The 25,191-nt window shown below is 72.8% G+C and carries 25 protein-coding genes; 10 read left to right on the top strand and 15 right to left on the bottom strand.

Features of this window, described 5'->3' with window-relative positions; all coding sequences use genetic code 11:
* The first annotated feature begins 166 nt into the window (after nt 1-166).
* The gene (locus SSP29_RS39865) at nt 167-562 is read left to right on the top strand and encodes a luciferase domain-containing protein (RefSeq protein WP_150135808.1); all 396 of its coding nucleotides are present in this window, start codon (nt 167-169) and stop codon (nt 560-562) included.
* 30 nt (nt 563-592) lie between these two features.
* Here the strand turns inward: SSP29_RS39865 and SSP29_RS39860 are convergent, their stop codons facing one another.
* Entirely contained in the window at nt 593-1,372 is a 780-nt protein-coding gene (locus SSP29_RS39860; RefSeq protein ID WP_089105820.1) for a DeoR/GlpR family DNA-binding transcription regulator, read from the bottom strand.
* A 132-nt stretch (nt 1,373-1,504) separates the two neighbouring features.
* Here SSP29_RS39860 and SSP29_RS39855 point away from each other — a divergent pair, with 132 nt between their 5' ends.
* Both SSP29_RS39855 and SSP29_RS39850 read left to right on the top strand, forming a co-directional pair.
* Nucleotides 1,505-2,398 (top strand): SIS domain-containing protein, encoded by an 894-nt coding sequence (locus SSP29_RS39855; RefSeq protein WP_089105819.1) that lies wholly within the window; start codon nt 1,505-1,507, stop codon nt 2,396-2,398.
* A gap of 2 nt (nt 2,399-2,400) precedes the next feature.
* The gene (locus SSP29_RS39850; protein WP_089105818.1) at nt 2,401-3,267 is read left to right on the top strand and encodes a class II fructose-bisphosphate aldolase; all 867 of its coding nucleotides are present in this window, start codon (nt 2,401-2,403) and stop codon (nt 3,265-3,267) included.
* Here SSP29_RS39850 and SSP29_RS39845 read toward each other — a convergent pair.
* Entirely contained in the window at nt 3,254-4,384 is a 1,131-nt protein-coding gene (locus tag SSP29_RS39845) for a methyltransferase (protein WP_089105817.1), read from the bottom strand. The genes SSP29_RS39850 and SSP29_RS39845 overlap by 14 nt on opposite strands.
* A 67-nt stretch (nt 4,385-4,451) precedes the next feature.
* Between SSP29_RS39845 and SSP29_RS39840 the strand changes: the two genes are divergently transcribed.
* Nucleotides 4,452-5,129, top strand: a complete 678-nt coding sequence (locus SSP29_RS39840) for an alpha-ketoglutarate-dependent dioxygenase AlkB family protein (protein ID WP_089105816.1) — start codon at nt 4,452-4,454, stop codon at nt 5,127-5,129.
* Between the two features lie 110 nt (nt 5,130-5,239).
* Entirely contained in the window at nt 5,240-6,475 is a 1,236-nt protein-coding gene (locus SSP29_RS39835; protein ID WP_089105815.1) for an ROK family protein, read from the top strand.
* Between the two features lie 33 nt (nt 6,476-6,508).
* On the opposite strand, the gene ilvY is transcribed toward SSP29_RS39835, so the two are convergent.
* Complete coding sequence (gene ilvY, locus SSP29_RS39830) at nt 6,509-7,363, bottom strand: HTH-type transcriptional activator IlvY (protein ID WP_089105814.1); 855 nt, start codon at nt 7,361-7,363, stop codon at nt 6,509-6,511.
* A gap of 88 nt (nt 7,364-7,451) precedes the next feature.
* Between ilvY and SSP29_RS39825 the strand changes: the two genes are divergently transcribed.
* Nucleotides 7,452-8,924 carry a ketol-acid reductoisomerase gene (locus SSP29_RS39825; RefSeq protein WP_089105813.1) on the top strand — a complete coding sequence of 491 codons (1,473 nt, stop codon included), beginning with the start codon at nt 7,452-7,454 and terminating at the stop codon, nt 8,922-8,924.
* Nucleotides 8,925-8,929: 5 nt separating this feature from the next.
* On the opposite strand, the gene SSP29_RS39820 is transcribed toward SSP29_RS39825, so the two are convergent.
* Genes SSP29_RS39820 through SSP29_RS39805 form a run of 4 tightly spaced genes read right to left on the bottom strand, consistent with a single transcriptional unit; the run spans nt 8,930 to nt 11,399 of the window.
* The gene (locus SSP29_RS39820) at nt 8,930-9,838 is read right to left on the bottom strand and encodes a phosphotriesterase family protein (RefSeq protein ID WP_089105916.1); all 909 of its coding nucleotides are present in this window, start codon (nt 9,836-9,838) and stop codon (nt 8,930-8,932) included.
* The gene (locus tag SSP29_RS39815) at nt 9,835-10,419 is read right to left on the bottom strand and encodes a DUF4865 family protein (protein WP_089105812.1); all 585 of its coding nucleotides are present in this window, start codon (nt 10,417-10,419) and stop codon (nt 9,835-9,837) included. Before SSP29_RS39815 ends, SSP29_RS39820 begins: the two co-directional genes overlap by 4 nt.
* A 15-nt stretch (nt 10,420-10,434) precedes the next feature.
* Nucleotides 10,435-10,824, bottom strand: coding sequence for a (R)-mandelonitrile lyase (locus tag SSP29_RS39810; protein WP_089105811.1), 390 nt, complete (start codon nt 10,822-10,824; stop codon nt 10,435-10,437).
* 5 nt (nt 10,825-10,829) lie between these two features.
* Complete coding sequence (locus SSP29_RS39805) at nt 10,830-11,399, bottom strand: TetR/AcrR family transcriptional regulator (protein WP_150135801.1); 570 nt, start codon at nt 11,397-11,399, stop codon at nt 10,830-10,832.
* 160 nt (nt 11,400-11,559) lie between these two features.
* Here SSP29_RS39805 and SSP29_RS39800 point away from each other — a divergent pair, with 160 nt between their 5' ends.
* Nucleotides 11,560-11,850 carry an SHOCT domain-containing protein gene (locus tag SSP29_RS39800; RefSeq protein WP_089105809.1) on the top strand — a complete coding sequence of 97 codons (291 nt, stop codon included), beginning with the start codon at nt 11,560-11,562 and terminating at the stop codon, nt 11,848-11,850.
* Between the two features lie 49 nt (nt 11,851-11,899).
* Here the strand turns inward: SSP29_RS39800 and SSP29_RS39795 are convergent, their stop codons facing one another.
* Both SSP29_RS39795 and SSP29_RS39790 read right to left on the bottom strand, forming a co-directional pair.
* Nucleotides 11,900-12,496, bottom strand: coding sequence for an ATP-binding protein (locus tag SSP29_RS39795; protein WP_089105915.1), 597 nt, complete (start codon nt 12,494-12,496; stop codon nt 11,900-11,902).
* A gap of 214 nt (nt 12,497-12,710) precedes the next feature.
* The gene (locus tag SSP29_RS39790) at nt 12,711-13,034 is read right to left on the bottom strand and encodes a hypothetical protein (protein WP_089105914.1); all 324 of its coding nucleotides are present in this window, start codon (nt 13,032-13,034) and stop codon (nt 12,711-12,713) included.
* Nucleotides 13,035-13,403: 369 nt separating this feature from the next.
* Here SSP29_RS39790 and SSP29_RS39785 point away from each other — a divergent pair, with 369 nt between their 5' ends.
* Nucleotides 13,404-14,528, top strand: a complete 1,125-nt coding sequence (locus SSP29_RS39785) for a PLP-dependent cysteine synthase family protein (protein ID WP_089105808.1) — start codon at nt 13,404-13,406, stop codon at nt 14,526-14,528.
* Nucleotides 14,529-14,532: 4 nt separating this feature from the next.
* Here the strand turns inward: SSP29_RS39785 and SSP29_RS39780 are convergent, their stop codons facing one another.
* Nucleotides 14,533-15,003 (bottom strand): SRPBCC family protein, encoded by a 471-nt coding sequence (locus SSP29_RS39780; protein WP_089105807.1) that lies wholly within the window; start codon nt 15,001-15,003, stop codon nt 14,533-14,535.
* Between the two features lie 88 nt (nt 15,004-15,091).
* Nucleotides 15,092-15,910 (bottom strand): DeoR/GlpR family DNA-binding transcription regulator, encoded by an 819-nt coding sequence (locus SSP29_RS39775; RefSeq protein ID WP_089105806.1) that lies wholly within the window; start codon nt 15,908-15,910, stop codon nt 15,092-15,094.
* A gap of 293 nt (nt 15,911-16,203) precedes the next feature.
* Between SSP29_RS39775 and SSP29_RS39770 the strand changes: the two genes are divergently transcribed.
* Complete coding sequence (locus tag SSP29_RS39770; protein WP_150135799.1) at nt 16,204-18,612, top strand: hypothetical protein; 2,409 nt, start codon at nt 16,204-16,206, stop codon at nt 18,610-18,612.
* Here SSP29_RS39770 and SSP29_RS39765 read toward each other — a convergent pair whose 3' ends face one another.
* The 4 genes from SSP29_RS39765 to SSP29_RS39750 form a co-directional block, all read right to left on the bottom strand.
* Nucleotides 18,613-21,051: a right-handed parallel beta-helix repeat-containing protein gene (locus SSP29_RS39765; protein ID WP_150135798.1), complete on the bottom strand. Its 2,439-nt coding sequence runs from the start codon at nt 21,049-21,051 to the stop codon at nt 18,613-18,615. It lies immediately after the preceding gene.
* 174 nt (nt 21,052-21,225) lie between these two features.
* Nucleotides 21,226-21,831, bottom strand: coding sequence for an Rv1733c family protein (locus SSP29_RS39760; protein ID WP_089105805.1), 606 nt, complete (start codon nt 21,829-21,831; stop codon nt 21,226-21,228).
* Between the two features lie 381 nt (nt 21,832-22,212).
* Nucleotides 22,213-23,037, bottom strand: a complete 825-nt coding sequence (locus SSP29_RS39755) for an MOSC domain-containing protein (protein ID WP_089105804.1) — start codon at nt 23,035-23,037, stop codon at nt 22,213-22,215.
* Nucleotides 23,038-23,079: 42 nt separating this feature from the next.
* On the bottom strand, nt 23,080-23,538 hold the full coding sequence (locus tag SSP29_RS39750) for a DUF6643 family protein (protein ID WP_089105803.1): 459 nt from the start codon (nt 23,536-23,538) through the stop codon (nt 23,080-23,082).
* 297 nt (nt 23,539-23,835) lie between these two features.
* Here SSP29_RS39750 and SSP29_RS39745 point away from each other — a divergent pair, with 297 nt between their 5' ends.
* Entirely contained in the window at nt 23,836-25,188 is a 1,353-nt protein-coding gene (locus SSP29_RS39745; RefSeq protein WP_089105802.1) for a TerD family protein, read from the top strand.
* Nucleotides 25,189-25,191 lie beyond the last annotated feature (3 nt).

Here is a 25,191-nt window from a genome sequence, read left to right as displayed (position 1 = left end):
CGGTCGTACCGAACACCCGAGAAGTACCTTCCGTCCCTTGAACCACTGAAATCCTGCGGATATTCACTCGTCCCAGGCGTATGTGTTCGGACAGAGTCCGGCAACAGCTCGGTTAATAACTGCTCGCTGGTTGGTTACCGGAGGGTGAGCGGGCCATGATGGCCCCATGACGTTGGCCTCGCGCGCTCTGGCGCAACTGGCGACCTGGCCCGACCTGACCCAGGCCGTACCGAGCTGCGGTCTGGGCCAGGCCGTGAGTTCGGCGGAGGGTGAGATCGCGCACTTCCACTCCGAGCGCGATGTAGACCTGCGTCTGACCGCCCACGCCATCCGGCACTTCGCCAAGGACCTCAAGAGCACGGGGGCGATCCGGATCGTCCCGGGCTCGCAGTGGGTGACCATACGCCTCGACGCCGCGAGCGACGTCGACCTGCTGCTCACCCTGGTGAGCGTCGCCCTCCAGGCCCGCCAGAGCTGGCCCGACCCGGCCGACCGGCCCGTGTTCGGCTGCAACGACCAGCGGGGCGCCGGATTCGTCAGCGCGGACACCAGCGGGATGTGACAGGAAGCCCAGTCACCGGGGCACACCGCGTCACACGGTCACGACCCGGATCCCCGCCTCCTCGAACCGGCGCACCTCCTCCGGCTCCGCCGCCGCGTCCGTGACGAGCGTGTCCACCAGCTCCGCCGCGCAGATCCGGGCGAACGCCCGCCCGCCCAGCTTGCTGGAGTCGGCGGCGACGATCACGCGGGCCGCACGCTCGCACAGCAGCCGGTTGACCGCGGCCTCCGCCTCGTCATGGGCGGCCGCCCCGTGCGTGACGTCGAAGCCGACCACCCCGAGCACCGTCACATCAAGGGTGATCTGACTCAGCACCCCGTCCGCGAGCGGGCCGATGAGCTCGTACGACTGCGGCCGCGCCACCCCGCCCGTCACCACGATCTTGAACTGGGGCCGCACCGCGAGCTCGTTGGCGATGTTGAGCGCGTTCGTGACGATCGTCAGCGCCGGCGCACCGGCGGCCAGGTCGCCCCGCACCGCCAGAGCGCGGGCCACCTCCGTGGTGGTCGTACCGCCCGTCAGCCCCACCGCCTCGCCCGGCGCGATCAGGTCCGCCACCGCCTTGGCGATCCGCTGCTTCTCCGAGGCCTGCCGGGCCGTCTTGTAGCGCAACGGCAGTTCGTACGACACCCCGTGCACCACCGCCCCGCCCCGGGTGCGCACCAGCATCTGCTGCTCGGCGAGCTGGTCGAGGTCCCGGCGGATGGTGGCCGCCGAGACCGCCAGCTCGGCCGCCGCCTCCTCGACCTCAAGGCGACCGCGCTCGACCAGCAGCTCAAGCAGTGCCTTCCAGCGTGCGTCGCGCGACATCCGCCGCCTCCGTTCCTTGATCTTCCGGTGACCCTAGCGCACCTGAATTCGGGTGGGATGCTTGATTGTGATTGAAAACTGGCTCTATCTTGCAAGAACAATCATGATGCCACTCAGGGGAGGGACAGTGGTATGTCACATACCACCGAAGAGCTGAACAGCCAGCCCGACTGCTGGATACAAGCCGCCACCGAGGCCACCCGCCAAGCACACGCGCTCCCCGCCCCGGGCGAGCGGGTGGCGATCGTCGGCTGCGGCACCTCCTACTTCATGGCCCAGGCCGCCGCCGTACTGCGCGAGTCCGCGGGGCACGGTGAGACGGACGCCTTCGCCGCCTCGGAGTTCCCGCACGGACGGTCGTACGACCGGGTACTGGCCCTCACCCGCTCCGGCACCACCACCGAAGTGCTGGACCTGCTGGGCGAGTTGAAGGGGCGTGTGCGCACCGCGGCGATCACCGCCGACCCCGGCACCCCGGTCACGGAGGCCGCCGACGAGCTCGTCGTCCTGGACTTCGCCGACGAACGCTCCGTCGTCCAGACCCGGTTCGCGACCAGCGCGCTCACCCTGCTCCGCGCCCACCTCGGACTGCACACCGACGCCGTGGTCGCCGACGCCCGCACCGCACTGTCGACCCCCCTGCCGGCGGGACTGGTCGAGTGCGCCCAGTTCACCTTCCTCGGGCGCGGCTGGACCGTCGGACTCGCGAGCGAGGCCGGACTCAAGATGCGCGAGGCCTCGCTGTCCTGGACCGAGGCCTACCCGGCGATGGAGTACCGGCACGGCCCGATCAGCATCACCACCCGCGCCACGGCCACCTGGATGTTCGGCCGGGCCCCCGCCGGACTCGCCGAACAGGTCGGCGCCACTGGGGGATTGTGGATCCAGGGCACCCTCGACCCGCTCGCCGAACTCGTCCGCGCCCAGCGCCTCGCGGTCGCCGTCGCCGCCGCCCGGGGCCTCGACCCGGACCGGCCGCGCCATCTCACCCGCTCGGTGATCCTCACCCCGTCCGGCGAGGAGTGAGCGTGCCCCTGGCAGCCACCGGCGCACTGCTGACCCGGGCCGCCGAAGTCCGGTCCGCCGTCGCCGCGTTCAACGTGATCGGCCTGGAACACGTGGAGGCCGTCATCGCCGGCGCCGAGGCCGCCGGTTCGCCCGTCGTGCTCCAAGTCAGCGAGAACGCCGTCAAGTTCCGCCACGGACGGCTCCTCCCGCTGGCCTGCGCCGCCACCGCAGCCGCCGAACGCGCCCAGGTGCCCGTCGCGCTGCACCTCGACCATGTCCTCAGCGACGACCTGCTCCGCCAGGCCCCCGCCGCCGGGTTCAGCTCGGTGATGTACGACGCGTCCCGGCTGCCGTACGCCGAGAACCTCGCCGCGACCGCGGCCGCCGTCGACTGGGCACACGCCCAAGGCCTCTGGATCGAGGCGGAGTTGGGTGAGGTCGGCGGCAAGGACGGCCGGCCGGCACTGGACGCGCACGCACCCGGAGCGCGTACCGACCCCGCCGAGGCACGGGACTTCGTCGCCGCCACCGGTGTCGACGCGCTGGCCGTGGCGATCGGCAGCGCGCACGCCATGACCACCCGCACCGCCGCCCTCGACCACGACCTGCTCGGACGCCTCTCGGCCGCCGTGCCGGTCCCGCTCGTCCTGCACGGCTCCTCCGGGGTGCCCGACGAGGGTCTGGTCGCCGCGGTGTCCGGCGGCATCGCCAAGGTCAACGTCGGCACGGCACTCAACATGGCGATGACCGCGTCCGTACGCCGTTACCTCGCGGACCGTCCCGAGGCCGTCGACACCCGTACCTACCTTGGTGCCGGCCGGGAGGCGATGGCCCGGGAGGTGACCCGGATCATCGGCGTGCTGGACGGCGGGACTACCCGCGCCTGACCGCTTTCAGCACTACGAACTTCGGGTCGCTCGCGACCAGTTGACTGTTGCCGAACAGGCGGCGCAGCGTCACGTGGTAGCCCAGGTGCCGGTTGCCGATCACCCACAGCTCGCCGCCCGGCCGCAGCGCCTGCTTCGCCCCGGTGAACATCCGCCACGCCGTCGCGTCGGTGGTCGCCTGGTGGGAGTGGAACGGCGGGTTGTTCAGCACCACGTCCACGCTCCCGGCCGCGACCCCGGCCAGCCCGTCCCCGACCCGGAACTCGGCATGCCCGGGAACTCCGTTGGCCTTGTAGGTGGCCTCCGCCGAGGCGACCGCCTGGAACGACTCGTCCACGAACAGCACCTCGGCCGTCGGATCGGCCAGCGCCACCGCCGTACCCACGACCCCGTTCCCGCATCCCAGGTCCACGATCCGCCGGCCCCCCTCGGGCAGATGCGCCAGGAAGAACCGGGTACCGATGTCGAGCCGGTCGGCGCAGAAGACCCCCGCGTGGTTGACGACCGTACGCCCGGAGACCGCGCCGATGCCGTCGGGGAGCGCGTAGCTGTACGGCCATGGATTCTCCGGGCGCGCAAGCGCCGGATCCGGCGTGCAGTGGATCAGCCGGGCCTTCTGCTCGGCCAGCGAGGTCCGGGTCGGCCCGATGATCCGCTCGATCAGCCGGAGCGTCGAGGTATGGATCTCCTTGACCATGCCGGTGCCGATCACGACCGTGCCCGCGTGCAGGGCGGGCGCCAGCCGCAGCAGCTGGTCCTCAAGGAGCGCAAGGCTCTTCGGCAACCGCACCAGCAGCACGTCCACCCGCTCGGGCGGCGGATCCTGGGTGGTCAGCAACTGCACCGCGCCCGGCTCGACGCCCGCGCGCGCCAGGTTCGCGCGGGTCGCCTCCTGGCTCAGGTACGAGTCGGTGATCTGCACCGGCCGGTGCTCGGCCAGCGCCGTGACCAGCGCCCCCCAGCGGTCGCCGAGCACCACGACCGTGCCGGACAGCCCGATCCGCTCCCGGTCGAGATACCGCAGCAGGTACGCGTCGGAGGCGTCCCAGGCACGCAGCCGGTCGCGCGGATCCTCCGGGAAGCGGGACAGCTCGAACTCGCCCCAGGCAGTCGTCATACGGTCGCTCATCGTGCGTCCAGGCTAGCCGAACCGCAGCTCAGGCCCGGTCGGGCAGGATGGGGGCATGGAGGATGAGCTGTTCCCGAGGGCGCGCGCCCGCATCGCACCGGGCGCCGTGCACGTCCCCGACTGGCTGGACACGGACCGCCAGCGTGCGCTGCTCGCCGCCTGCCGCGACTGGGCCCGGCCCCCGGCGGGCCTGCGCACGGTCCGCACGCCCGAGGGCGGCACGATGACCGCCCGCCAGGTCTGCCTGGGCTGGCACTGGTACCCGTACGCCTACGCCCGCACAGTCGTCGACGGCGACGGCGGCCCCGTGAAGCCGTTCCCGGCCTGGCTCGGCGAACTGGGCCGCCGCGCGGTGACCGACGCCCTGGGTCCGGAGGCGGTCGGAGGATTGTCGTACGACATCGCCCTGATCAACTTCTACGACGCCGACGCCCGCATGGGCATGCACCGCGACGCCGACGAGAAGTCGGCCGCGCCGGTGGTGTCGCTGAGCCTGGGGGACGCGTGCGTGTTCCGCTTCGGGAACACGGAGAGCAGGACCAGGCCGTACACGGACGTGGAGCTGCGGTCGGGTGACCTGTTCGTGTTCGGGGGCGAGTCGCGGCTCGCCTATCACGGGGTGCCGAGGGTGTACCCGGGCACGGGACCGGCAGAGCTGGGCCTGACCGGCCGCCTCAACATCACGCTGAGAGTGAGCGGCTTTGGACGCGCCCCGACTGAAGCGCCCCTGTAGGGGCGCGGGGCTGTATCGACATGCGGCTACCGCCGCGCGGGCGCGACCAGCCCCAACGGCGCCGCACTTTCGATACGGCCCCTCCTACGGATCATGGCAGACTCCCTCTCATGAGCGGAAAGGCGGCCCCCGGCCCGACGGGGAACGGAACCTCGAAACCCCGGTTGGACCGAGGACGCGGCGCACTCGGCCCCGCACTGGAACTCGTGCACACCGGCCGCGCCCCCACCCGCGCGGTGCTCACCTCGGAGCTCGGCGTCACCCGGGCCACGGCCGGCGCCGTCGCCGCCGAACTGGAGGCGCTCGGCCTGATCAGCGTCGATGCCCACCCGGGCGCGGCCGCCGGGTCGCAGGGCCGCCCCTCGCATCGGCTCGAGGTCGCCGAGAACGGCCCCGTCGCGCTCGCCGCGCAGGTCCACGCCGACGGGTTCCGTGCGGCGCTGGTCGGTCTGGGCGGCCGGATCGTCGCGACCGCGCCCGGCTGCGAGGCGGTCGACGCCGACCCGGCGAAGGTGCTCGGCTCGGTGGTCGAGGCCGGTGCCGACCTTCTGCGCACTACCGGCCTCCGCTGTGTCGGCGCCGGTCTCGCCGTGCCGTCCGCCGTCGCGGAACCGGACGGCCTGGCCCTCAACCCCCTCCACCTGGCCTGGCCGGTGGGGGCGCCCGTACGCCGGATCTTCGCGGAGTGCGTGCGGGCGGCCGGGATCACCGGCCCGGCGTTCGCGGGCAACGACGTGAACCTGGCCGCGCTGGCCGAGCACCGGCACGGCGCGGGCCGGGGCGCGCGGGACCTGCTGTGCGTGGCCACCGGGCACCGGGGCGTCGGCGGCGCGCTGGTCCTGGACGGCCGTCTGCACACCGGGAGTTCGGGCCTCGCCCTGGAGGTCGGCCACCTCGCCGTGAACCCCGAGGGCCGCCCCTGCCACTGCGGCAGCCGGGGCTGCCTGGACGTGGAGGCCGATCCGCTGGCCCTGCTGATCGAGGCGGGCCGCGAGCCAGGACCCGAGGTGTCGTTGCTCCGGCAGGCCGAGGACCTGATCCGCGACCACTACGCCGACCCGACCGTCCGCAGGGCCACCGAGGCCCTGATCGACCGGCTCGGCCTCGGCCTCGCGGGGCTCGTCAACATCCTCAACCCCGACCGCATCATCCTCGGCGGCCTGCACCGCACCCTCCTGGACGCCGATCCGGAGCGGCTGCGTGCCGTGGTGGCCGACCGGAGTCTGTGGGGCCAGAGCGGCAGTGTGCCGATCCTGCCGTGCACGCTGAGCCACAACAGCCTGGTGGGAGCGGCCGAGTTGGCCTGGCAGCCGGTGCTGGACGACCCGCTGGCCGCGCTTCGGTAACGGCCTGCCACCGCAACGGCTCAGCACGCCCGCCTACCACTGCGCCGTCAGGCTCCACAGCGCCGCCACCAGCGGCCGCCTGAGGTCGGACCGGCGCACGCACAGTCCGATCGGGAACGGCTCCGGCGCGGGGGCGGCCGGCAGCACCGAGATCCGGTCCCGCACCCCGCTGTGTTCCAGCACCAGCCGGGGGACCACCCCCGTGCCGCAGCCCAGGGCGACCAGGGCCAACAGGGCCTCGTGACCGTCCGGTTCGCAGGCGACGTCCACGGGGCGCCCCCGTGCCCGCAACCAGCGGTCGGCCGCCTCGCGCACCAGACCGCGCTGGGGAAGGACGAACGGGCCGTCCAGGCCGGGGTCCGGGCGGTCGCGCGCGGTGACCAGGACCAGGTCGGTGACCGTGACCGTCCGGCCGGCCAGCGGTTCCGGCAGCCGCGCCGGGATCCCGGCCACGGTCACGTCGGCCTCGCCCTCGTCGAGCCGGGCCAGCGCGGCCGCCGCGTCCCCGGTGCGCAGATCCAGCCGCACCTGGGGGTGCGCCGTACGGAACGGCGCCAACAGGTCGGGCAGCAGGGCCTGGCAGGCGGTCACGGTGGCGAACACCGTCAGGCTGCCCGTGAGTTCGGCCGGGTAGGGGTGTTCGTCGCGGTAGGCCTGCCACAACTCCAGGGCCTGTACGGCGTATTCGCGGAAGCGCTGGCCCTCCGCCGTCAGGGACACCCCGCGCGGTCCCCGGTCGAACAGCCGGTGGCCCAGCTCCGCCTCCAGCCGCTGCACGGTCCGGGTCAGCGTCGCCGGGCTGACGTGGCAGTCCAGGCTGGTCCGCCCGAAGTTCAGGGACTGCGTGAGATGGAGGAAGAGCCGCAGCCCCCGATGATCGTCCCGCACCCGGTGACCAGTCCCTTTCATGATCCGCAACAGACCGCTGCGAAAGTTGCGCTTGCCGCAACGTCCGCCCGGAGCCTACAACTCGACCATGACCTCGACGACCACCTACACCTCCGGTGTCTTCGCACTCGAAACCATGGACGTGCCCGGCGGCACGGAGACCATCCTGCGCGGCGGACGGCACCTCTTCCCCCTGCTGCCCCAGGCGTTCGCCGGGGTCGGCCGGATCGGCGTCCTCGGCTGGGGCCCGCAGGGCCGCGCCCAGGCCCGGAACCTGCGCGACTCCCTCGCCGGCACCGACATCACCGTCACCGTGGGCCTGCGTCCCGGCTCCGCCTCGGCCGCCGACGCCCGCGAGCACGGCTTCACCGAGGAGAACGGCACCCTCGGCGACTGGCTCGCCGTCGCCGCGGACAGCGACCTGCTCCTCCTGCTGATCGCCGACGCGGCCCTCGCCGCCCACCACCAGGAGATCTTCGCCGTCCTCAAGCCCGGCGCGGTCATCGGTCTCTCGCACGGCTTCCTGCTCGGCCATCTCCGGGAGACCGGCGGCGACTTCCCGGCCGGCCACGGCGTGGTCGCCGTCTGCCCCAAGGGCATGGGCGACTCCGTGCGCCGCCTCTACGAACAGGGCGCGGAGATCAACGGCGCCGGGATCAACAGCAGTTTCGCCGTGCACGCCGACCCGGACGGCCGCGCCACCGACCTCGCCCTCGGCTGGTCGGTCGCGCTCGGCGCGCCGTACACCTTCCGCACCACGCTGGAGAGCGAGTACCGATCCGACATCGTCGGCGAACGCGCCATCCTGCTGGGCGCCGTGCACGGGATCGTGGAGAGCCTGTACAGCCACCACCGGCTTGCCGGGGACGACGAGGTGACGGCGTACGAGCGGTCCTGCGAGAACGTGACCGGGCCCATCGCCCGGACCATCTCCCGGGCGGGGCTGCGGGCCGTCCGCGAGGACCTCGACCCGGCCGGACGGGAGGTCTTCGACCGGGCGTACACGGCGACGTACGGGCCGGCCCGCGAGCTCGTCGCCGAGATCTACGACGAGGTCGCCGACGGCACCGAGCTGCGCAGTGTGATCCTGGCCGAACGGCGGCTCGGGAAGCGGGAGATGAGCCGGATCGGCGGTTCGCCGATGTGGGCGGCGGGGGAGCGGGTGCGGGCCCGGCGGGCCGAACGGGAGCTGCCCGTCGAGCCGTTCACCGCCGGGGTGTTCGTGGCCACGATGATGGCCCAGGTCGACGAGTTCGCCGAGCGCGGCCACCCCTGGTCGGAGATCGTCAACGAGTCCGTCATCGAGGCGGTCGACTCGCTGCTGCCCTACATGCACGCCCGCGACGTGGCGTTCATGGTCGACAACTGCTCCCGCACGGCCCGTCTCGGCACCCGCCGCTGGGGCCCGCGCTTCCTGGCGGCCTTCGAGCAGATCGCCTACCCGGCGGCGGAACTCCCTGCGGATCAGGACCTGTTGACCGCCTTCGGCACCCACCCGGCCCATGAGGCGCTGGCTGCCGCCGCGAAGCTCCGCCCGTCGGTGGACATCTCGGTGGTCTGAGCGGGTCAGCGCCAGTCGACGGCGAAGGCCCGGGCCGGGTTGCCGGTGAGGATACGTTCGACGTGCTCCGCACCCAGCTCGGCCACCAGCCGCGGCCGCACCCGCCGCAGCAGGTACGGCATCCCGGGCCCGCCGTCCACCGACCGGGCCCCCGCCACCGCCGTGTCCCCGCCGAGCAGCAGCCGGTCCCCGAACCCGGCCTCGGCCAGGGCCAGTACGGCCTGCGGCATCCGCCAGTCGGTGGCGTGGTTGGCCCGGGACGGTCCGTCGAAGGCCAGCCAGCAGCCGGCGGCGGCGGCCTGCCGCTGCACGACGAGGTCGGGGGAGCGGTTGAGGTGGCCGAGGATCACCCGGTCGCCGGGGACGCCCAACTCACCGCAGAGCAGGTCGAGTACGTCGAGCGCGCCGGTGCCCAGCTCCAGATGGACGGCGATCGGCGCGCCCGTCGCGTGGTGGGCCTCGGCCGCCGCGGTCATCGTCCGGCGGGCGTGTGCGTCGAGGTGGTGGAAACCGCCCGCCACCTTGACCAGACCGGCGCGCACCCCGGATGTGCCGATGCCCTCGGTCAGTTCGGAGACGAAGACCTCGGCGAGCCGCTCGCGCAGCCCGTCGAGCGACTCCGGGGCGTAGTGCGCCGCCTGGTGCAGTCCCGTCGCGCAGACCACGTGCACACCGGCGGCCCGGGACAGCAGCGGCAGATCGGCGGCCCGCCGTCCCATCCCGTACGGCGTCCACTGCACGACGGCCGAACCGCCCGCAGCCCGGAACGCCTCCAGCTCGGCCCGTGCGGCGCTCGCGTCGTTCAGCTCCTGCCCCGGCAGCCGGGGGCTGCGGAGGAAGAGGTGGTCGTGCGCGTCGCAGACACCCAGGTCCGCGGGGTGGATGTCACCGAGGACCGTACGGATGCCGCTCACCACTGCCGCCCGCGCGGCAGCGCCCCGCGCCCCGGCTCCGACAGGTGCAGTACCTGGAAGACATCGCCCTCGGCCTTGGGCGCGCCGTGCTCCCAGAGCGAGAAGTGGACCAGCTCCCAAGCGCCGGTGTCCACGGCGGACGCCGCCAGCACCGCACCGTCCGCGGCGGCCAGCCGCGCTGTTTCGGCCGCTGCGTCCGCCATGAAGGCGGCCAACTCGACACCGTCCGGCACCGGTTGCCGCCGTCGCACCGCGAACGCGGCAGGGGAGCCGGCGGCGGTGCCCTCCTCGAAGGCCAGGCCCGTCCACTGCCGTATCCGCGGCCGTCCGAAGTCGTCGACCGGTCCCTGGAAGGCGCCTCCCCAGAGGAAGCCGTTCATGCCGGCCACGGTGTGCCAGAGATAGAACGGCCCGTACTGGTTCACCGGCGAGCCGTGAAGTCCCCGCTCGCGCATGAGGTAGGTCTTGACCCCGAGGCCGTCCCAGTCGTCCAGCAGATGCCCGACGCGGGCGACGCGGGAGCGGATGACGCCCATGTCGTAGTCCGCGGGCAGGGTGAACTCGTACTGCATGGCGTGCATGGCGCTCGTCCCTTCTCAGGCCGGGTAGTCGGTCACGTGCTCATGCCACTCGATGGTCGTACCGTCCTCGGCGGCCTCCACGACCGCGAGATGCGTCATGAAGCTGCGCGGCGCGGCGCCGTGCCAGTGCCATTCGCCCGGCTCGATCCACACCGTGTCGCCCGCGCGGATCGTCTCCGCCTCGCCACCCCTGCGCTGCACCAGCCCCTCACCCTCAAGGACGTGCAGCACCTGGCCGTGCGGATGCCGGTGCCAGGCGGTGTGGGCGCCGGGCGCGAAATGGACGTTGAACATGCGCAGCCGGGACGGCGCCGCGGGCGCGGCGATCTCGTCCAGCCACACCGTGCCGGTGAAGTTCTCCGCCGGGCCCCGCAGGGTGTCCGGGCGCTTCCTGGTGATGTGCACGTACGTCAGCTCCTCAGCAGGGACAGCAGTCCGCGTACGCCGGCGTCGAACGCGGCCGGGGAACCGGACGCCCGGGCGAGCACATAGCCGCCCTGTACGGTCGCGAGGACGGTCGCGGCGATCTCCTCGCCGTCCACCCGGGGCCCGAACTGCCCCAGCTCCTTGCCCTCTTCGACGATCCCGGCGATCAGTTCCTGGATCCGGTCGAGCGTCTCGTCGACCGGCGCGCGCAGTTCGTCGCTCGCGATGATGTCCGGGTCCATCGTCAGCCGCCCGACCGGGCAGCCGCGCAGCACGTCGCGCTCGCGCCGCAGGTACGCCTCGATCCGCTCGTACGGTGTGCCCGGCCCGGTGAGCACGGCCTCGGCGGCGGCCAGCAGTTCCTCGGCGGTCCGCCGGATCGCGGCCAGCGCGAGGTCCGGCTTGCCCTTGAAGTGGTGGTACATGCTGCCCTGGCCGGCGCCCGCGCGCTCCAGGATGGCCTTGGGGCTGGTGCCGACGTAACCGCGCTCCCACAGCAGCTCACGGGTGGACTCGATCAACCGCTCCGACGTGCTCATGCGACGACTGTACATACTAGTAGTTACAGAACGCCAGTGATTTCGGGAGCAGGGCGCCAACCGCTCTGTACTCCCCGGGAGGTACGGCCACTGCCGTCGGCCGCACGACGACCCGGACCCCCTCCGGCGGTCAGTCTCGATGCATCACAACGAGACCCTGGGGAGTTGAACCGATATGCAGACCCTGGCGAACTGGGACGGCGGGCCCGGCCCGTGGATCCTGTTCTTCCCGCTGATCTGGGCGGCCGTCGTGATCGGCGCCGTCACGTTCCTGCGCCGCACCGCATGGCGCGGCCGCGGCGGACCCTGGCGCCCGATGGACGCCGGTCGTCCGTCCGGCGACTCGCCGCTCGCGGTCCTCGGCCGCCGCTTCGCCTCCGGCGAGATCGACGAGGACGAGTACTGGCGCAGGCTGTCCGTCCTGGAGGAGCAGTTCGGCCGCATCGGCAAGGGCGGTGCGGTATGAAGAAGCGGTAATGCCGGGGAGAGGCTCGGCGAGGAGACTCACCGCCCGGTCAACTGGCGACAGCCGAGCGGGCGGGAGCGTGTGCGGCACCGGGGACAGCCGCGGTCGCGTGTGCGGTGGTCGGGGCGCCGGCGGTCGCATGCGCGGGCGTGGGCGCCCCGGCGGCCGCGGGTTCCGGTTCGGCGATCCGGCGGGGTGCCGGTTCGGCGGTGCGGCGCTGCGGGCGGGCCGCCTTCGGCGTGGCCGTCGGTGCGGGCAGGGTGAACCACACGACCTTGCCGTCGTCGTGCGGCCGCACTCCCCAGCTCTCGCTGACCGCGGCCACCATCGCGAGCCCCCGGCCGCAGGTGGCCATGGGCGCGATCTCCGTGCCGTCCTCGACCACCGGCAGGCGCGGATCGTGGTCACGGACGGACACCGTGAGGCGGTCGAGCTGGAGCTCGATCTCCACGGTGCAGTTCTTGTCGGGCTGGGCGTGCCGGTGGACGTTGGTCAGCAACTCCGTCACACCGAGCGCGGCCCGGTCGATCAACGGGTCGAGATGCCAGTAGCGCAACTGCGCAGATACGATTCTGCGGACCTGGCCTATCCGCGAGGGCAATGCTTGGAGCTCCACCGAGCAGTGTCTGCTTGGGTGTTTGATCACGGCTGCGACTCCCCGACGTGAGGTCCGGAAGAACACGGAGAACGGATCCAGCAGGGCGCCGCCGTTCACGGGGCCGCCTGCTGTCGTGGCCGGCGGGCTGGTTCGCAGCGTTATCGCCGGTAAACCCAGAGTGACGTGAGACAAGCGTGGCCCAGTGCGTACGGTCCCGCAACTCGCCGTGGCCCGGCGGTCGCGCCCCGCAGGCCCGTGCGGCTCAGTGGTCCCGCTCGGCGGCCCGCCGTACCGCCTCGATGAAGCGACGCGCCGCCGGCGGACCGGGCTCGCCCGGCGCCGGATCGTGGTCACCCAGAGTGAGTGAGTAGCGCTGGCCGTTGAGGTCGGCCAGGGCCCGGTCCTCCGATGCGAACCACGGCTTCGAGGCCCGTACCGCCTGCACGGGTGCGCTGTCGATCTCGCTGCCGTAGCTCGTCAGCAGCTGCAGCCTGCCGTCCCTTATCCGGACCTGCCCGGCCCGGGTGAGCGAACGCAGCCGCTTGTCGATCCGCACGCCCGTCGCCGTGAACTCCGGCTCCGCCATCCCGCCCCGCCCCTTTTCGAGTACCTCGGGCACCGGTCCGGAAGCTTGTGGCCCCGGCCGGCGCGCTCCGGCTCGTGTTGTGATCCAGTGTGCGCCCCCGTTCGAGACGTTCGTCCCGTCCGGTGGCAGTCTGCCCGCCCTCGGCGCGGAGCACCAGTACGCACGGACCGCCGGTCGGGGGGCGCTCGGAGCACTCGCGGCAATGCGCCCCCCGAAGGGTTCACGCCACTGTCCGCCACTGTTCCCCAGGGACGCCTTTGAGGCGCCCAAAGATGCGTTTATGCAGGTGAGAAGCGTGCGGAAGGTGTTTATGATCGGTGCGTCGGCCGCGTTCGGACGCCGTCGGCGCGAAGCGTAAGGAGTCCCGCCGTGAGCACCACCCCGCAGATCCGGACCGGCGCCACCCTCGACGTCGACCGCAGCGACGCCGCCGGTCGCGACTGGCTCAAAGAAGCAGTCCGCAAGGTCCAGGCGGACGCGAACCGTTCGGCGGACACGCACCTGCTGCGCTTCCCGCTGCCCGAGGCCTGGGGCATCGACCTGTACCTCAAGGACGAGTCGACGCATCCGACAGGCAGCCTCAAGCACCGCCTGGCCCGCTCGCTCTTCCTCTACGGCCTGTGCAATGGCTGGATCCGGCCGGGCCGCCCGGTGATCGAGGCGTCCAGCGGCTCGACGGCCGTCTCCGAGGCGTACTTCGCCAAGCTGATCGGCGTGCCGTTCATCGCCGTCATGCCGCGCACCACCAGCGCCGAGAAGTGCCGGCTCATCGAATTCCACGGCGGGCAGTGCCACTTCGTGGACGACTCCCGGAAAATGTACGAGGAGTCCGCGCGCCTCGCGGTGGAGACCGGCGGCCACTACATGGACCAGTTCACCTACGCCGAACGGGCCACGGACTGGCGCGGCAACAACAACATCGCCGAATCGATCTTCCGCCAGCTGGAGTTGGAGCGGTACGCCGAGCCGGCCTGGATCGTCGCCACCGCGGGGACCGGCGGTACGTCCGCGACGCTCGCGCGCTATGTCCACTACACCCAGCGCGACACCCGGATCTGTGTCGCCGACCCCGAGAACTCCTGTTTCTTCGAGGGCTGGACCACCGGCGATCCGGACGTCACGTGCGACTGCGGGTCCCGGATCGAGGGCATCGGGCGGCCGCGGATGGAGCCGAGCTTCGTGCCCGGGGCCGTCGACCGCATGATGAAGGTGCCGGACGCGGCCAGCGTGGCCGCGGTGCGGGCGCTGGAGGGGGCGATCGGCCGGAAGGCGGGGGGTTCCACCGGGACCGGGCTGTGGAGCGCCCTGAAGATCGTCTCGGAGATGGTGGCCGAGGGGCGGCAGGGGAGCGTGGTGACACTGCTGTGCGACCCGGGCGACCGCTACCTCGACAAGTACTACTCGGACACCTGGCTCGCCGAGCAGGGCCTGGACATCGCGCCGTACACGGCGGCGATCGAGGCGCTGCTGGAGACGGGAGTGTGGCGCGGCTGAGCCGCTACCGCGAAAGGCGCCGGTCCAGTTCGGTGACCGCGCCCCGGAAGGCCCGGCCAAGGCCCGCGCGTGCCACCCTCACTGCCAGACGGAACGGCGCCGTGCCGTCCACGGCGAAGGTCCACTGCACCCGGGTGCCGCTGCCGGACGGCACGAGCCGCCACTCCTCGGCGATGGCGTGCGCGCCGGGCGCGTTGGTCAGGTCCACCCGGTAGGCGTACACCTCGGACTCCTTGGCCGCGATGATCGTCTCGCGGAAACGCCCGCCGCCCTTGAGCCGGATGTCGCGCCCGGCACCGTCGTCGACGGACTCGGCGTGGGTCACCGCGGCGAACCACTCCGCCCAGCCGGGCACGTCGTCGTTGAGCGCGTGGAAGACCCGCTCGGGTGGCGAGGACATCTCCTGCGCGAAGACCAGACGTACGGGTGCGGTCTCGACGAAGTCGAGCCCGACGGGGCGCAGACGACGCGGCATGGACGAGAACCCCCTTGGCCGAGAAGGCAGTTGACCGGCCTCGCCACGATAACTGGCGGCCTGTCAGATGTCTGTACCGCCGTCGCGATCAGGCCTCCGTCTCGCCCGCCACCACCAGCCGGCGCAGATGCTCCGAGATCTCCGCACGCGCCGCGGACGGCAGGCCCGCATCGGTGACCAGCGTGTCGACCTGCTCCAGCTTGGCGAACGAACTCAGGCCCACCGTGCCCCACTTGGTGTGGTCGGCGACCACCACGACCCGCCGGGCCGACTGCACCAGGCGGCGGTTGGTCTCCGCCTCCGCGAGGTTGGGTGTGGACAGGCCGGCCTCGACCGATATGCCGTGCACACCGAGGAAGAGCAGGTCGAAGTGGAGCGCCGCGATCGCCTGGTCGGCCACCGGGCCCACGAGGGAGTCGGACGGGGTGCGCACCCCGCCGGTCAGCACCACTGTCGCCGCGCCCTGGCGCTGCCCCGAGACGCGCTGGGCGGCATGGAAGACGTCCGCGACCCGCACCGAGTTCGTCACCACGGTCAGGTCGGGGACCTCCAGGAGATGATGGGCCAGCGCGTACGTCGTCGTACCGCCGGACAGCGCTATCGCCGTACCCGGTACGACAAGTTCGGCGGCGGCCCGCGCGATGTCCTCCTTGGCGGTCAGCTCCAGCCCCGACTTGGCCTCGAACCCCGGCTCGTGCGTGCTCGCCTCGACCACCGGCACCGCGCCGCCGTGCACCTTCTCCAGCACACCCTGCCGGGCCAGCGCGTCCAGGTCCCGGCGCACGGTCATGTCCGACACACCGAGCTTGCGGGTCAGCTCGTTGACCCGCACGCCGCCCCGGCGCCGGACCTCGTCCAGGATCAGGGCGCGGCGCTGCTCCGCGAGGAGGTTCTGGTTCTCGCTCACGTACGCTCCGGTCCTCTCGCCTCAAGCCGTCCGACACGCCCTGCGTACCAGCCCCGACCAGGACATTCCATCCGGCTTCGGTGCGCGGGCGCCCTATCCTTTCACGGGACCACACAGGTTGCGCCACTCCCTGTGTCGGTGCACACACGTCATTTGGTCACCACGTGTTGCACTGGGTTTCACACACAACGGGGAGATTCGGTGCCGAGTGGTGTGCGTCACACCGGAATCGGCGATCCTGAAACCCGCACGGACACAGACCATCGGCGCGTCACGGGGGAAGTGCGAGAAGAGTGGAACGCGCGCAGGAACGCACCGCCGGCGGCCCCGCCGAGCGGCCGACGGCGACGGAGACCGCGCCCGCCGACCGGACCGGGACCGCGCAGTCCGATCCCGCGGACCGGACCACGACCGCGAAGCCCGACCCGGCCGAGCGGCCCGCCGCACCGGAGATCGACCTGGAGCTTCTGGTCCACGGTGTAGGCGGCACCACGCCGGCGAAGATGCTCGACGATCCGCGCACGGTCCGGATCACCGGCGACGACACCGCGGCCGTCTTCCGCCGTGCCGAGGACGTCGACGCCGAGTCCCGGCCCGGCGACTACCGCGACCGGCCGGTGCCCGAGGCGTACGTCTGGTGCAACCTCACCTCCGGCAACGCCTCCCGCGCGCTGTGGCTGCTGCTCCTGCCGTTCATGGTGGTCAACCTCGCCCACTGGATGCGTCCCGCCGCCCAGGACCGGCCGCGCACCGTGCGCTTCTACGGCCTGCTGGTGCGGCTCGCCGGACTCACCCTCACGGTGCTGCTGGTCGCCGCCGCCTGCGAGGTCGCCCTGGACCTCGCCGCCTGGCAGTGCGCGGGCGTCTCCGCCTGCGCCGGCCGGCACTCCTGGCTCGGCTTCCTGTCACCCGCAGGCGACGCAGGCGGCTGGTGGAGCGCACCCGGACGCCGGCTCGCGCTGGCCGCCCCGATGCCCACCGCGCTGACCGGCCTGCTCTGGTATCTCTCGCACCGCACCTGGAGTGCCTACGAGTCCACCCGGCCGCCGGCCCACGACCCCGAGCCCGGCCACACCGCCCTCGGCAGCCCCGGCTTCTGGTACGGGCGCCGGCTGGTCGCCCGGCTGCGCGCCGCCCACACCGCGGCGGGCCTGCTCACCGTCGCCGCCGCGCTCCTCGCACCGGCGGCCTCCTTCGACCGCAGGCGGGGCGGAGCCGCCGTACTGGACACGATCGGGTGGCTGCTGACCGGTGCGCTGACCGCCGGGGCCCTCGCCGCGGTGTGGGTGGTCTGCCGCCGGGGCCGCAGCGAGAACCGCCTCGACCAGGCACTCGACCGGCGTCTCGTACGACGCCTGCCGCTCGGCGCGCTGGCCCTGCTGCTGCTCGTGGCGGTGTACGCCGGCTGGTCCCGCCCGGGGTGGCACTCCGTGGGCCGGCTCGCCGGGGACACCACCTTCGGCGGTCTGGAGCTGGCCCAGGGCGTGCTGGTGATCGTCCTCGCGGTCGTCGCCCACGACCTGCACCGCCGGCTGCCCGATCCGCGCGCCGCGATCCGCGGCCTCGGCGGGCCCGCGGTCGCGCTGCTCGCCTGCGCGCTGGGCGGGGTGATCTCGGGCGGGGTCGCCCAGCGGGTCTCCGACTGGCTGGACGGCACCGGCACCTCCATCGCCGGACCTCCGGTACTGCTGACCTGGCAGGCGTCGGCGATCCCGCCGGTTCTCGTCGTGCTGCTCGCCGCGGTCGCCTGGCTGTCCTGGCGCACCTCGCGGCTCAGCCGCCTGGAACGCACCGCCGTCGGCCTCGGCCACCCCGGGGAGCCGGAGGACACGGCCCGCAGCCGCCGTATCGCCCGGGTCCGGGCCATGGCCGTCCTAACCGACCGGACGCCGCTGGTCGTCACCGTGCTGTGCGCCGCCACGCTGGTGCTGGGCGCCGGAGCGCTGGTGGGCGCGCTGGCCACCGGCGAGACCCCGGACGCGGCGGCCGGCCGGACCCACACCCTGGTGCACGGTGCGGCCGAGGCCTCCCAAGGGCTCGGCTCCTGGCTGGTCGGGCTCGGCTTCATACTCTTTGTCACCTGGGGCCGGCGCGCCTACAAGGACGCGTCCGCGCGCCGCACCATCGGCATCCTCTGGGACGTCGGCACCTTCTGGCCGCGCGCCGCCCACCCCTTCGCCCCGCCCTGCTACGCCGAGCGCGCGGTCCCCGACCTGACCTGGCGGATGGACACCTGGACCCGCCGCACCGGCGGCCGGCTGGTCATCTCCGGCCACTCCCAGGGCAGCGTCCTCGCGGCCGCGGCCGCCTGGCAGCTGACCCCGGCGGTCCGCAAACGGGTCGCCCTGCTGACGTACGGCTCCCCGCTGGAGCGGCTGTACGGCCGTTGGTTCCCGGCCCACTTCGGGCCCGCCGAACTCGGCTCCCTGCACCGCGAGGTCGCCTGCTGGCGCAACCTCTACCGCCTCACCGACCCCATCGGCGGCCCCGTGCGGATCCCCGACGGCGCCGGCCCGCCGGTCGACCACACGCCGCTGAAGGACCCGCTCGCCTACGGGCGCACCCCGGGCCACCCGCTCCCCGCACCCATCCTGGGCCACTCCGACTACCAGGCGGACCCGGTCTTCGCCGAGGAACGGAAGCGGCTGCTGGCCCGGCTGCGCCCGGAGCTGCCCGGACAGCGGCCGCAACAGGCCGAATGATCAGGCGACTTCGGGGAGGTCCTGCGCGTACAGCAGGGTGAGGTCGTCGGTGGTCGGGTCGGCGAGCTGGGCGACCCGGCTCGCGTGCCGCTCCACCATCGCCTCGAAAGTCTGGCGGGCGGTACGGCCGTTGCCGAACGCCGGGCCTTTCGGGAGCACCGTGAAGTACGTCAGCAGCGCCTCGGACGCGCCCGGCGCCAGCCGGTACTCGTGCTCGTCGGCCTGCTGCTCCACGATCCGCAGCAGCTCCTCCGGGCCGTAGTCGCTGAAGGTGATGGTCCGCGAGAAACGCGACGCCACACCAGGGTTGACCGAAAGGAAGCGCTCCATCTCCTCCGTGTAGCCCGCGACGATCACCACCACGGCGTCCCGCTGGTCCTCCATCAGCTTCACCAGCGTGTCGATGGCCTCCTTGCCGAAGTCCCGCCCGGCGTCCTCCGGCGACAGCGCGTACGCCTCGTCGATGAACAGCACCCCGCCGTGGGCCCGCTGGAAGGCCTCCTGGGTGCGGATCGCCGTGGAACCGATGTGCTCGCCGACCAGGTCGACCCGGGACACCTCGACCAGATGGCCCTTCTCCAGCACCCCGAGGGAGGCGAGGATCTCGCCGTAGAGCCGGGCGACGGTCGTCTTGCCGGTGCCGGGGGAGCCCGTGAACACCAGGTGCCGCTTGACCGAGGCGGCCTTCAGACCGGCCCGCTGACGGCGCCTGCCGACCTCGATCATGTCGGTCAGCGCACGGACCTCGCGCTTGACGCTGTCCAGGCCGACCAGCGCGTCGAGTTCACCGAGCACGGCCTTGGAGGTCCGGGCCGGCTCCTCGGGCGCGGTGGGAGCGAGGAGGGGCTCCTGTTCGGTGCTGCGCTGGCCGGGGATCGCGCCCAGCAGCCCGGGCGACTGGTACGAGGTCTGTACGGCCGTCTCGCGGGCCTCGGGCGGCCGCAGGCTGCCGCTCTCGTCACTGGTGCAGTCCTCCACCACCGGTCCGGTGCCCGAGCCCGCGTCCGGGCCGCCGTCCGCGAACTCGTAACCACCGCGCGCGCACCGCTCCGTGCGGCACTTGCGCAGCGTCGTACGGCAGCCGTCGATCACATGGAAGCCGTAGCCGCCGCTGCCGGTGACCCGGCAGTTCTGGAAGGTGCCGCGGCCGCCCGCCGACACGTAGAAGCCCGCCTCGGCCGGGGAGTCCACGGTGCAGCGCTCGATGGTGGGGTCGGCGCCCTTGGTGACGATCACACCGGTCTGGGTGCCGTCCACCGTGCAGTTGTTGAGGGTGCCGCCGCTGCCGTGGTCGCGGAACCAGGCCCCGGTGGCCGCGTCCCGGATCCGGCAGTCGTCGAGCTGCGCGGTGGCGCCGTCGCTCACCGACACCGCCGTGTTGCGCACCTGGGAGAGATCGCTGTCGACGACGTCCGCGCGCGAGCCGCGGTCCAGCACGAACAGGGCGTCCGGCACGTCGTGCACCCGGCAGGAGTCCAGGACCACGGTGGCGCCGTCGCTGACCCACACCGCCGGGTAGTCGCCCGTGCTGTCGAAGATCTCGCACTGGTTGGCGTCCACCCGGGTGCCCGGGTCCCACACCGACAGCCCGTTGCGCCCGAACTGACGCACGGTCGTCCGCGTCAGCGTGAGCACCGAACGCGAGCGCAGGTCGACCGCGTTCTCCGGGATGTCATGGATACGGCAGTCCGCGAGGGTCAGCACCGCGTCGGTGTCCAGCGTGATCCCGTCGGCGGTGGTGCGGTGCACATCGCAGTCGGTGAGGTGCGCCGTCGCCCGCGCGGTGACCTGCACACCGGAGCCGCGCACCTCGTAGATCTCGCAACCCACCGCTTCCAGCGCGGAGTTCTCCCCGGTCGCCGTCATGCCCGTGCCCGAGGCGTGGTGCACCCGGCAGCGCTCGAGCCGGGGGTGACCGCCGCCGCGCACCGCCACGCCCGCCTGACCGGCCGCCACGACCTCGCACTCCTCGAACACCCCGCCGCCGCCGTCGAGTACGGCGATGCCGATGCCGGCCGGGTTGTCCACGGTGCACCGCCGCACGGTGGGCCGGGCTCCGCCGCGCACTTCGATCCCGGCGGCGGACCGGGTGACGATCCGCACGTCCAGCAGCTCGGGGGTGCCCTCCTCGACGAGCAGCGCGGGCGCGGCCGCGTCCTGGCCCTCGACATGCAGGTCCTGTACGACCGCCGAGGCGCGCACGGTCAGCGGGACCCCGTCCGCTGGGGCGATGCGCACCGAGCCGGGCGAGCCCTCGGGCCCGCGCAGCGTCACCGCGCGCTGGACGACGAGGTTCTCCCGGTAGGTGCCGGGCGCGACCGTGAGGACGTCGCCGTCGGCGGCGGCCTCCAGGGCGGCGGCGAGCGAGGCGTACTCACCTGTGCGGCGCCGCCACCTCGATGTGCCGGTGTGCGTCACCTGGACCGTGCCCTGTGCCATGGCGTTGCCGTGCCCCCACCTCGTCGTACAGATCGCTCGCTCGCCTTCGGGGCGCCACCGCGGACGGTGCCCGGCCCCTGTGGTTCGCTCGCGCGCGGGTCGATGCCGAATGCGCTTCGGCCGGTCCACCGTAGCGTGCGCCGAGGTGGTGGGTTGACCAGAGACGGAAGGCCGTCAGCTGCCCGTGCCGGCCTTGCCCCAGTCCGGGCCCGCCCGGTCCCAGGCCTGGTCCCAACGTGCGTACCTGCGACGGACCATACGCCAGACGATCATGCGCCTGCCGCTGTCGACCAGTCCCGCGGTGAGCAGGGCCGCGCCGAACCCGGCCAGCACCGCGTGGGTCGTCGCCGTCACGGCGTCCAGCGGGCGGGCCGTTATGACGCCGTGCCGGTCCGTCCAGACGTCGAAGTGGTCGCCCTTGTGCGGGGATCTGAGAGTCGTCAGGACCGGGCCGTGCTGCCGGGTGCCGTCCGGCGCGGTCCAGTCGGCGAGGACGCGGCTGCGGTTGTCGTGGGCGCTCGTGGCGTCGGGGTCGGGCTCCACCGGGGCGCCGCCCAGCTTGCGCACCACCGTGGCCATGACGAGATGCCGGTCGTGCTGCTGCTGCCGGACCGACCGCTGCAGGGTGCTCTGGGCGGCGGCGCCGACGAACGCGCCGAGCACCGGCGCGGCCACCACGATCAGCACCAGTGCCACCAGGGCCACCCAGGCCTCGACCAGGTCGGTCGCGCGGCGCAGCGGATTGCGCCGCCACCGCCACAGGCCGCGGATCGCTCGCACCGACCACCACCCCCTTCCCGCTCCGTGATAACCCCCGCCCGGTCCGTTCACCCGGGACCCGGGCCGAAGAGAGAGCGAAATCACCCCCGGCCGGGACTCTCATGCACTTCTCACGACCCCAACGACCGGGCCGCGGGCTCGGGTTCCCGCCGGGCGGTGGAGATCGCTCGATACGCGGGATGCGGACGAGGCCCGGACAAGGACGGGTGGGGCGAACCGCTTCGGGCGGCCGGGGGCGGATCGCGTGGTGGCCGCTCGACGGCAGAGGCGCTGGGCGGGGTTGGCCGGAGTGCGGGTGGCTCGGGCCGGGCACGCCGGGTCGGCGGTACCGTTCGGCCGCCCGGACCGCGAGGTCACCGGCACGGTCCGGCCCCCGAGATCTCAGTCGAGGACCCGGACCGGGTCCCCCACCCGGATCGTGCCGGGGGCGCGCGGTACCAGGTTCTGGCCGAAGACGAGCTGGTTGCCGAACCTGCGGTGCCGTGCAAGCGTCCGCAGCGGCTCTCTGCCGCGTTCGGCGGTGACCTGGTCGGTCGTGGTCACCACGCACCGCCCGCACATCTTCGCGACCCGGAACTCGACCTCGCCGACGGCGATCCGTCTCCAGTCGTCCTCGGCCCAGGCACGCGTGCCGCGCACGACCACGTTCGGCCGGAACCGGTTCATCGGCAGCGGGCCCTCGTCGGCATGCTCGCCCTGCGCGATCAGGGAGTTGAGGGCGTCCAGTGAGGCCTGCGTGGTGACCAGCAGGGGATAGCCGTCGGCGAAGCTCACGGTCTCGCCCGGCAGCGCGTGGTCCGGGTCGATCGGGCGGCGGGTCGCGGGGGCGTCCATGTGGGCGAGGCGGACGTCGGCCTCCAGATACGCGCCGCACCACGCATGGGCCGCCTCCGCGGCGAGGACCGCCTCCACCTTCGTGCCGAAGATGTCCACGGGCACCATGACCCCCGGATCCGGGACCGGCACCGTCAGGGGCGTGCGCCCGGGCGCGCACAGACGTACGCCGCCACCGGGCAGCAGCTCGGCAGCGGCCAGCGCGAGGCGTGGTTCTGCACGCTGGGTGACGACCTTTCCCCCGTCGTCGATCAGAACCCAGCGTCGGTCACCGGCCAGCCCCCAGGGCTCCACGACGGCCTCCCGGGGCGAGAAGCCCCGGAGCGCCTTGACCGGGTGAACGTGAATCGACTGCAGTTCGGCCATCCCCATGACGCCATCGTGCCAGGCCGCACGGACATCGGGGGGTGCCGATCAGTAGCCGCGGTACTGCTGCTGTTGCTGGTTGTTGTACGGGTCCTGGTACGGAGCCGTCGGCGCGGGGCGCGGAGCCGCCGGGCGCATCGCCTCGTAGCCCGTGCCGCCCATCATCGGACGGGGCGGCTGAGGCTGCTGCGCGGGGTAGGCGCGCGGTCCCGTCGCCTGCTGGGGGATGTACGCCGTGGGCGCCTGCTGCAGCGGCGCGGGCTGCTGCATCTGCTGCGGGTAGCCGTAGCCCGGGGCAGGCTGGGAGGGGCCCGCCGGGAGGGCGGGCAGTGCCGACGGCAGCGCGGGCAGGTTGCTGAAGCTGCTGCCCGTGTCGTAGGCGGGAGGGACCCGGATCGGGGCGATCTGCGGGGTGCCCCGTTCGGCCACGAGCGAGTCGTAGATCGGAGTGTCCGGGAAGGAGGCGGAGTAGTAGCCGCCGCCATAGGTGGAGCGGGGGGAGGTCATGGCACATAAGTTAAGCCCACGATGTGCTGGTTGGGGAGACCGATAAGAGGGTTGTTTTCCGTGTCGGCAGTGACGCCGGATCCCCAATCCGAGCGAACTCGGCAAAAAAGGACGGCAATCAGCGTTCTGATCGTGTAAAGGCCGAGTTCCGAGCCGGTTACCTGCAGTTGGCCAGGGATCTTCCTGTGCTGCTCATGGGAGATCCCTGTCCCCGGGAATAGGTTGTGAGGGTAGGGATGACCTGGGACCGCCGGGGCGCGCCCGGCATGCCGACACATGATGGGGGCGGACATGTCAATGCCGAAAGGATCGAATACGCCGGTGCCGACCACGGCACTGCGGGTCGAATTGGGCTGGCGCCCCGGTCCGGGTGCCCCCGACGCGGACGCCTCGGCGCTGCTGCTGGTCGCCGGGAAAGTGCGCTCCGACGGCGACTTCGTCTTCTACAACCAGCCGGTGCACGCCTCGGGCGCGGTCCGGCACGAGGGCAAGCGGCGCTCCGGTGACCTGGTCACCGACACCCTTTTCGTCGACCTCGCGCGCGTGGAAGCCCCGATCGAGCGGATCGTCCTCGCGGCCTCGGCCGACGGCGGAACGTTTGGGCAGGTCCCCGGCCTCTATGCCGAGGTCCGGAACGCGGCGGACGGAACTGTGGTCGCCCGGTTCGACAGCACGGACGCCACGGTGGAGACCGCTTTCGTGCTCGGCGAGCTGTACCGCCGCCAGGGCGGCTGGAAGTTCCGTGCGGTGGGGCAGGGGTACAGCAGCGGGCTGGAAGGGCTCGCCACCGATTTCGGGATCACGGTGGACGAGCCGCAGCACCCGGCGCAGCCGCCCACGCCGCAGGTCACCCCGCCCGTCGCCGGTCCGCTCACGCCGCCGGCCCCGGCTCCGGTCTCCCCGCCGGTCCCCGCTCCGGTCTCCCCGCCGCGGCCCGGCGGCCCGCCCTTCCCGCAGCACCCGGCGCCGGCCTCCGCCGGTCTGCCCGTCCCGCCGCCCCCGCCGACGGCGCCGTCCGCCCCCGTACGGCTGTCCAAGGTGACGCTCACCAAGGCGGCCCCCTCCGTCTCCCTGGCCAAACAGGGCGGCACCTCGGGCGCGCTGCGGGTCAACCTCAACTGGCAGGTCAGCAAACAGCTCCCCGGCTGGGGCGGCCGGCGCGGCGGAGCGGACACCCTCGACCTCGACCTGTGCGCCCTGTACGAGCTCGCCGACGGCCGCAAGGGCGTCGTCCAGGCGCTGGGCAACGCCTTCGGCTCCGTGAACCGGCCGCCGTACATCCACCTCGACGGCGACGACCGCACCGGCGCCGTGTCCAGCGGGGAGAACCTCACGGTCAACCTCGATCACAAGCAGGACTTCCGGCGCATCCTGGTCTTCGTGACGATCTACCAGGGCGCCACGTCCTTCGCCGACCTGCATGCCACGGTCACGCTCCAGCCCCAGCACGGCGCCCCGGTCGACTTCTCCCTGGACGAGTGCACGGTTCCCTCGACCGTGTGCGCGCTCGCGCTGCTCACCAACACCGGCGGCGACCTGGTCGTGCAGCGCGAGGCGCGCTATCTGGTCCCGGAGCGCGGGGTGAGCCCCCAGCGGACCGTCGACCGCGCCTACGGCTGGGGCATGAACTGGACGCCCGGCCGCAAGTGACGC

The sequence above is a fragment of the Streptomyces hyaluromycini genome (assembly GCF_002217755.1).
Classification (GTDB): Bacteria; Actinomycetota; Actinomycetes; order Streptomycetales; family Streptomycetaceae; genus Streptomyces; species Streptomyces hyaluromycini.
Note: the sequence above shows the minus strand (reverse complement) of the source record. Positions and strands in the feature narration are given on the sequence as shown.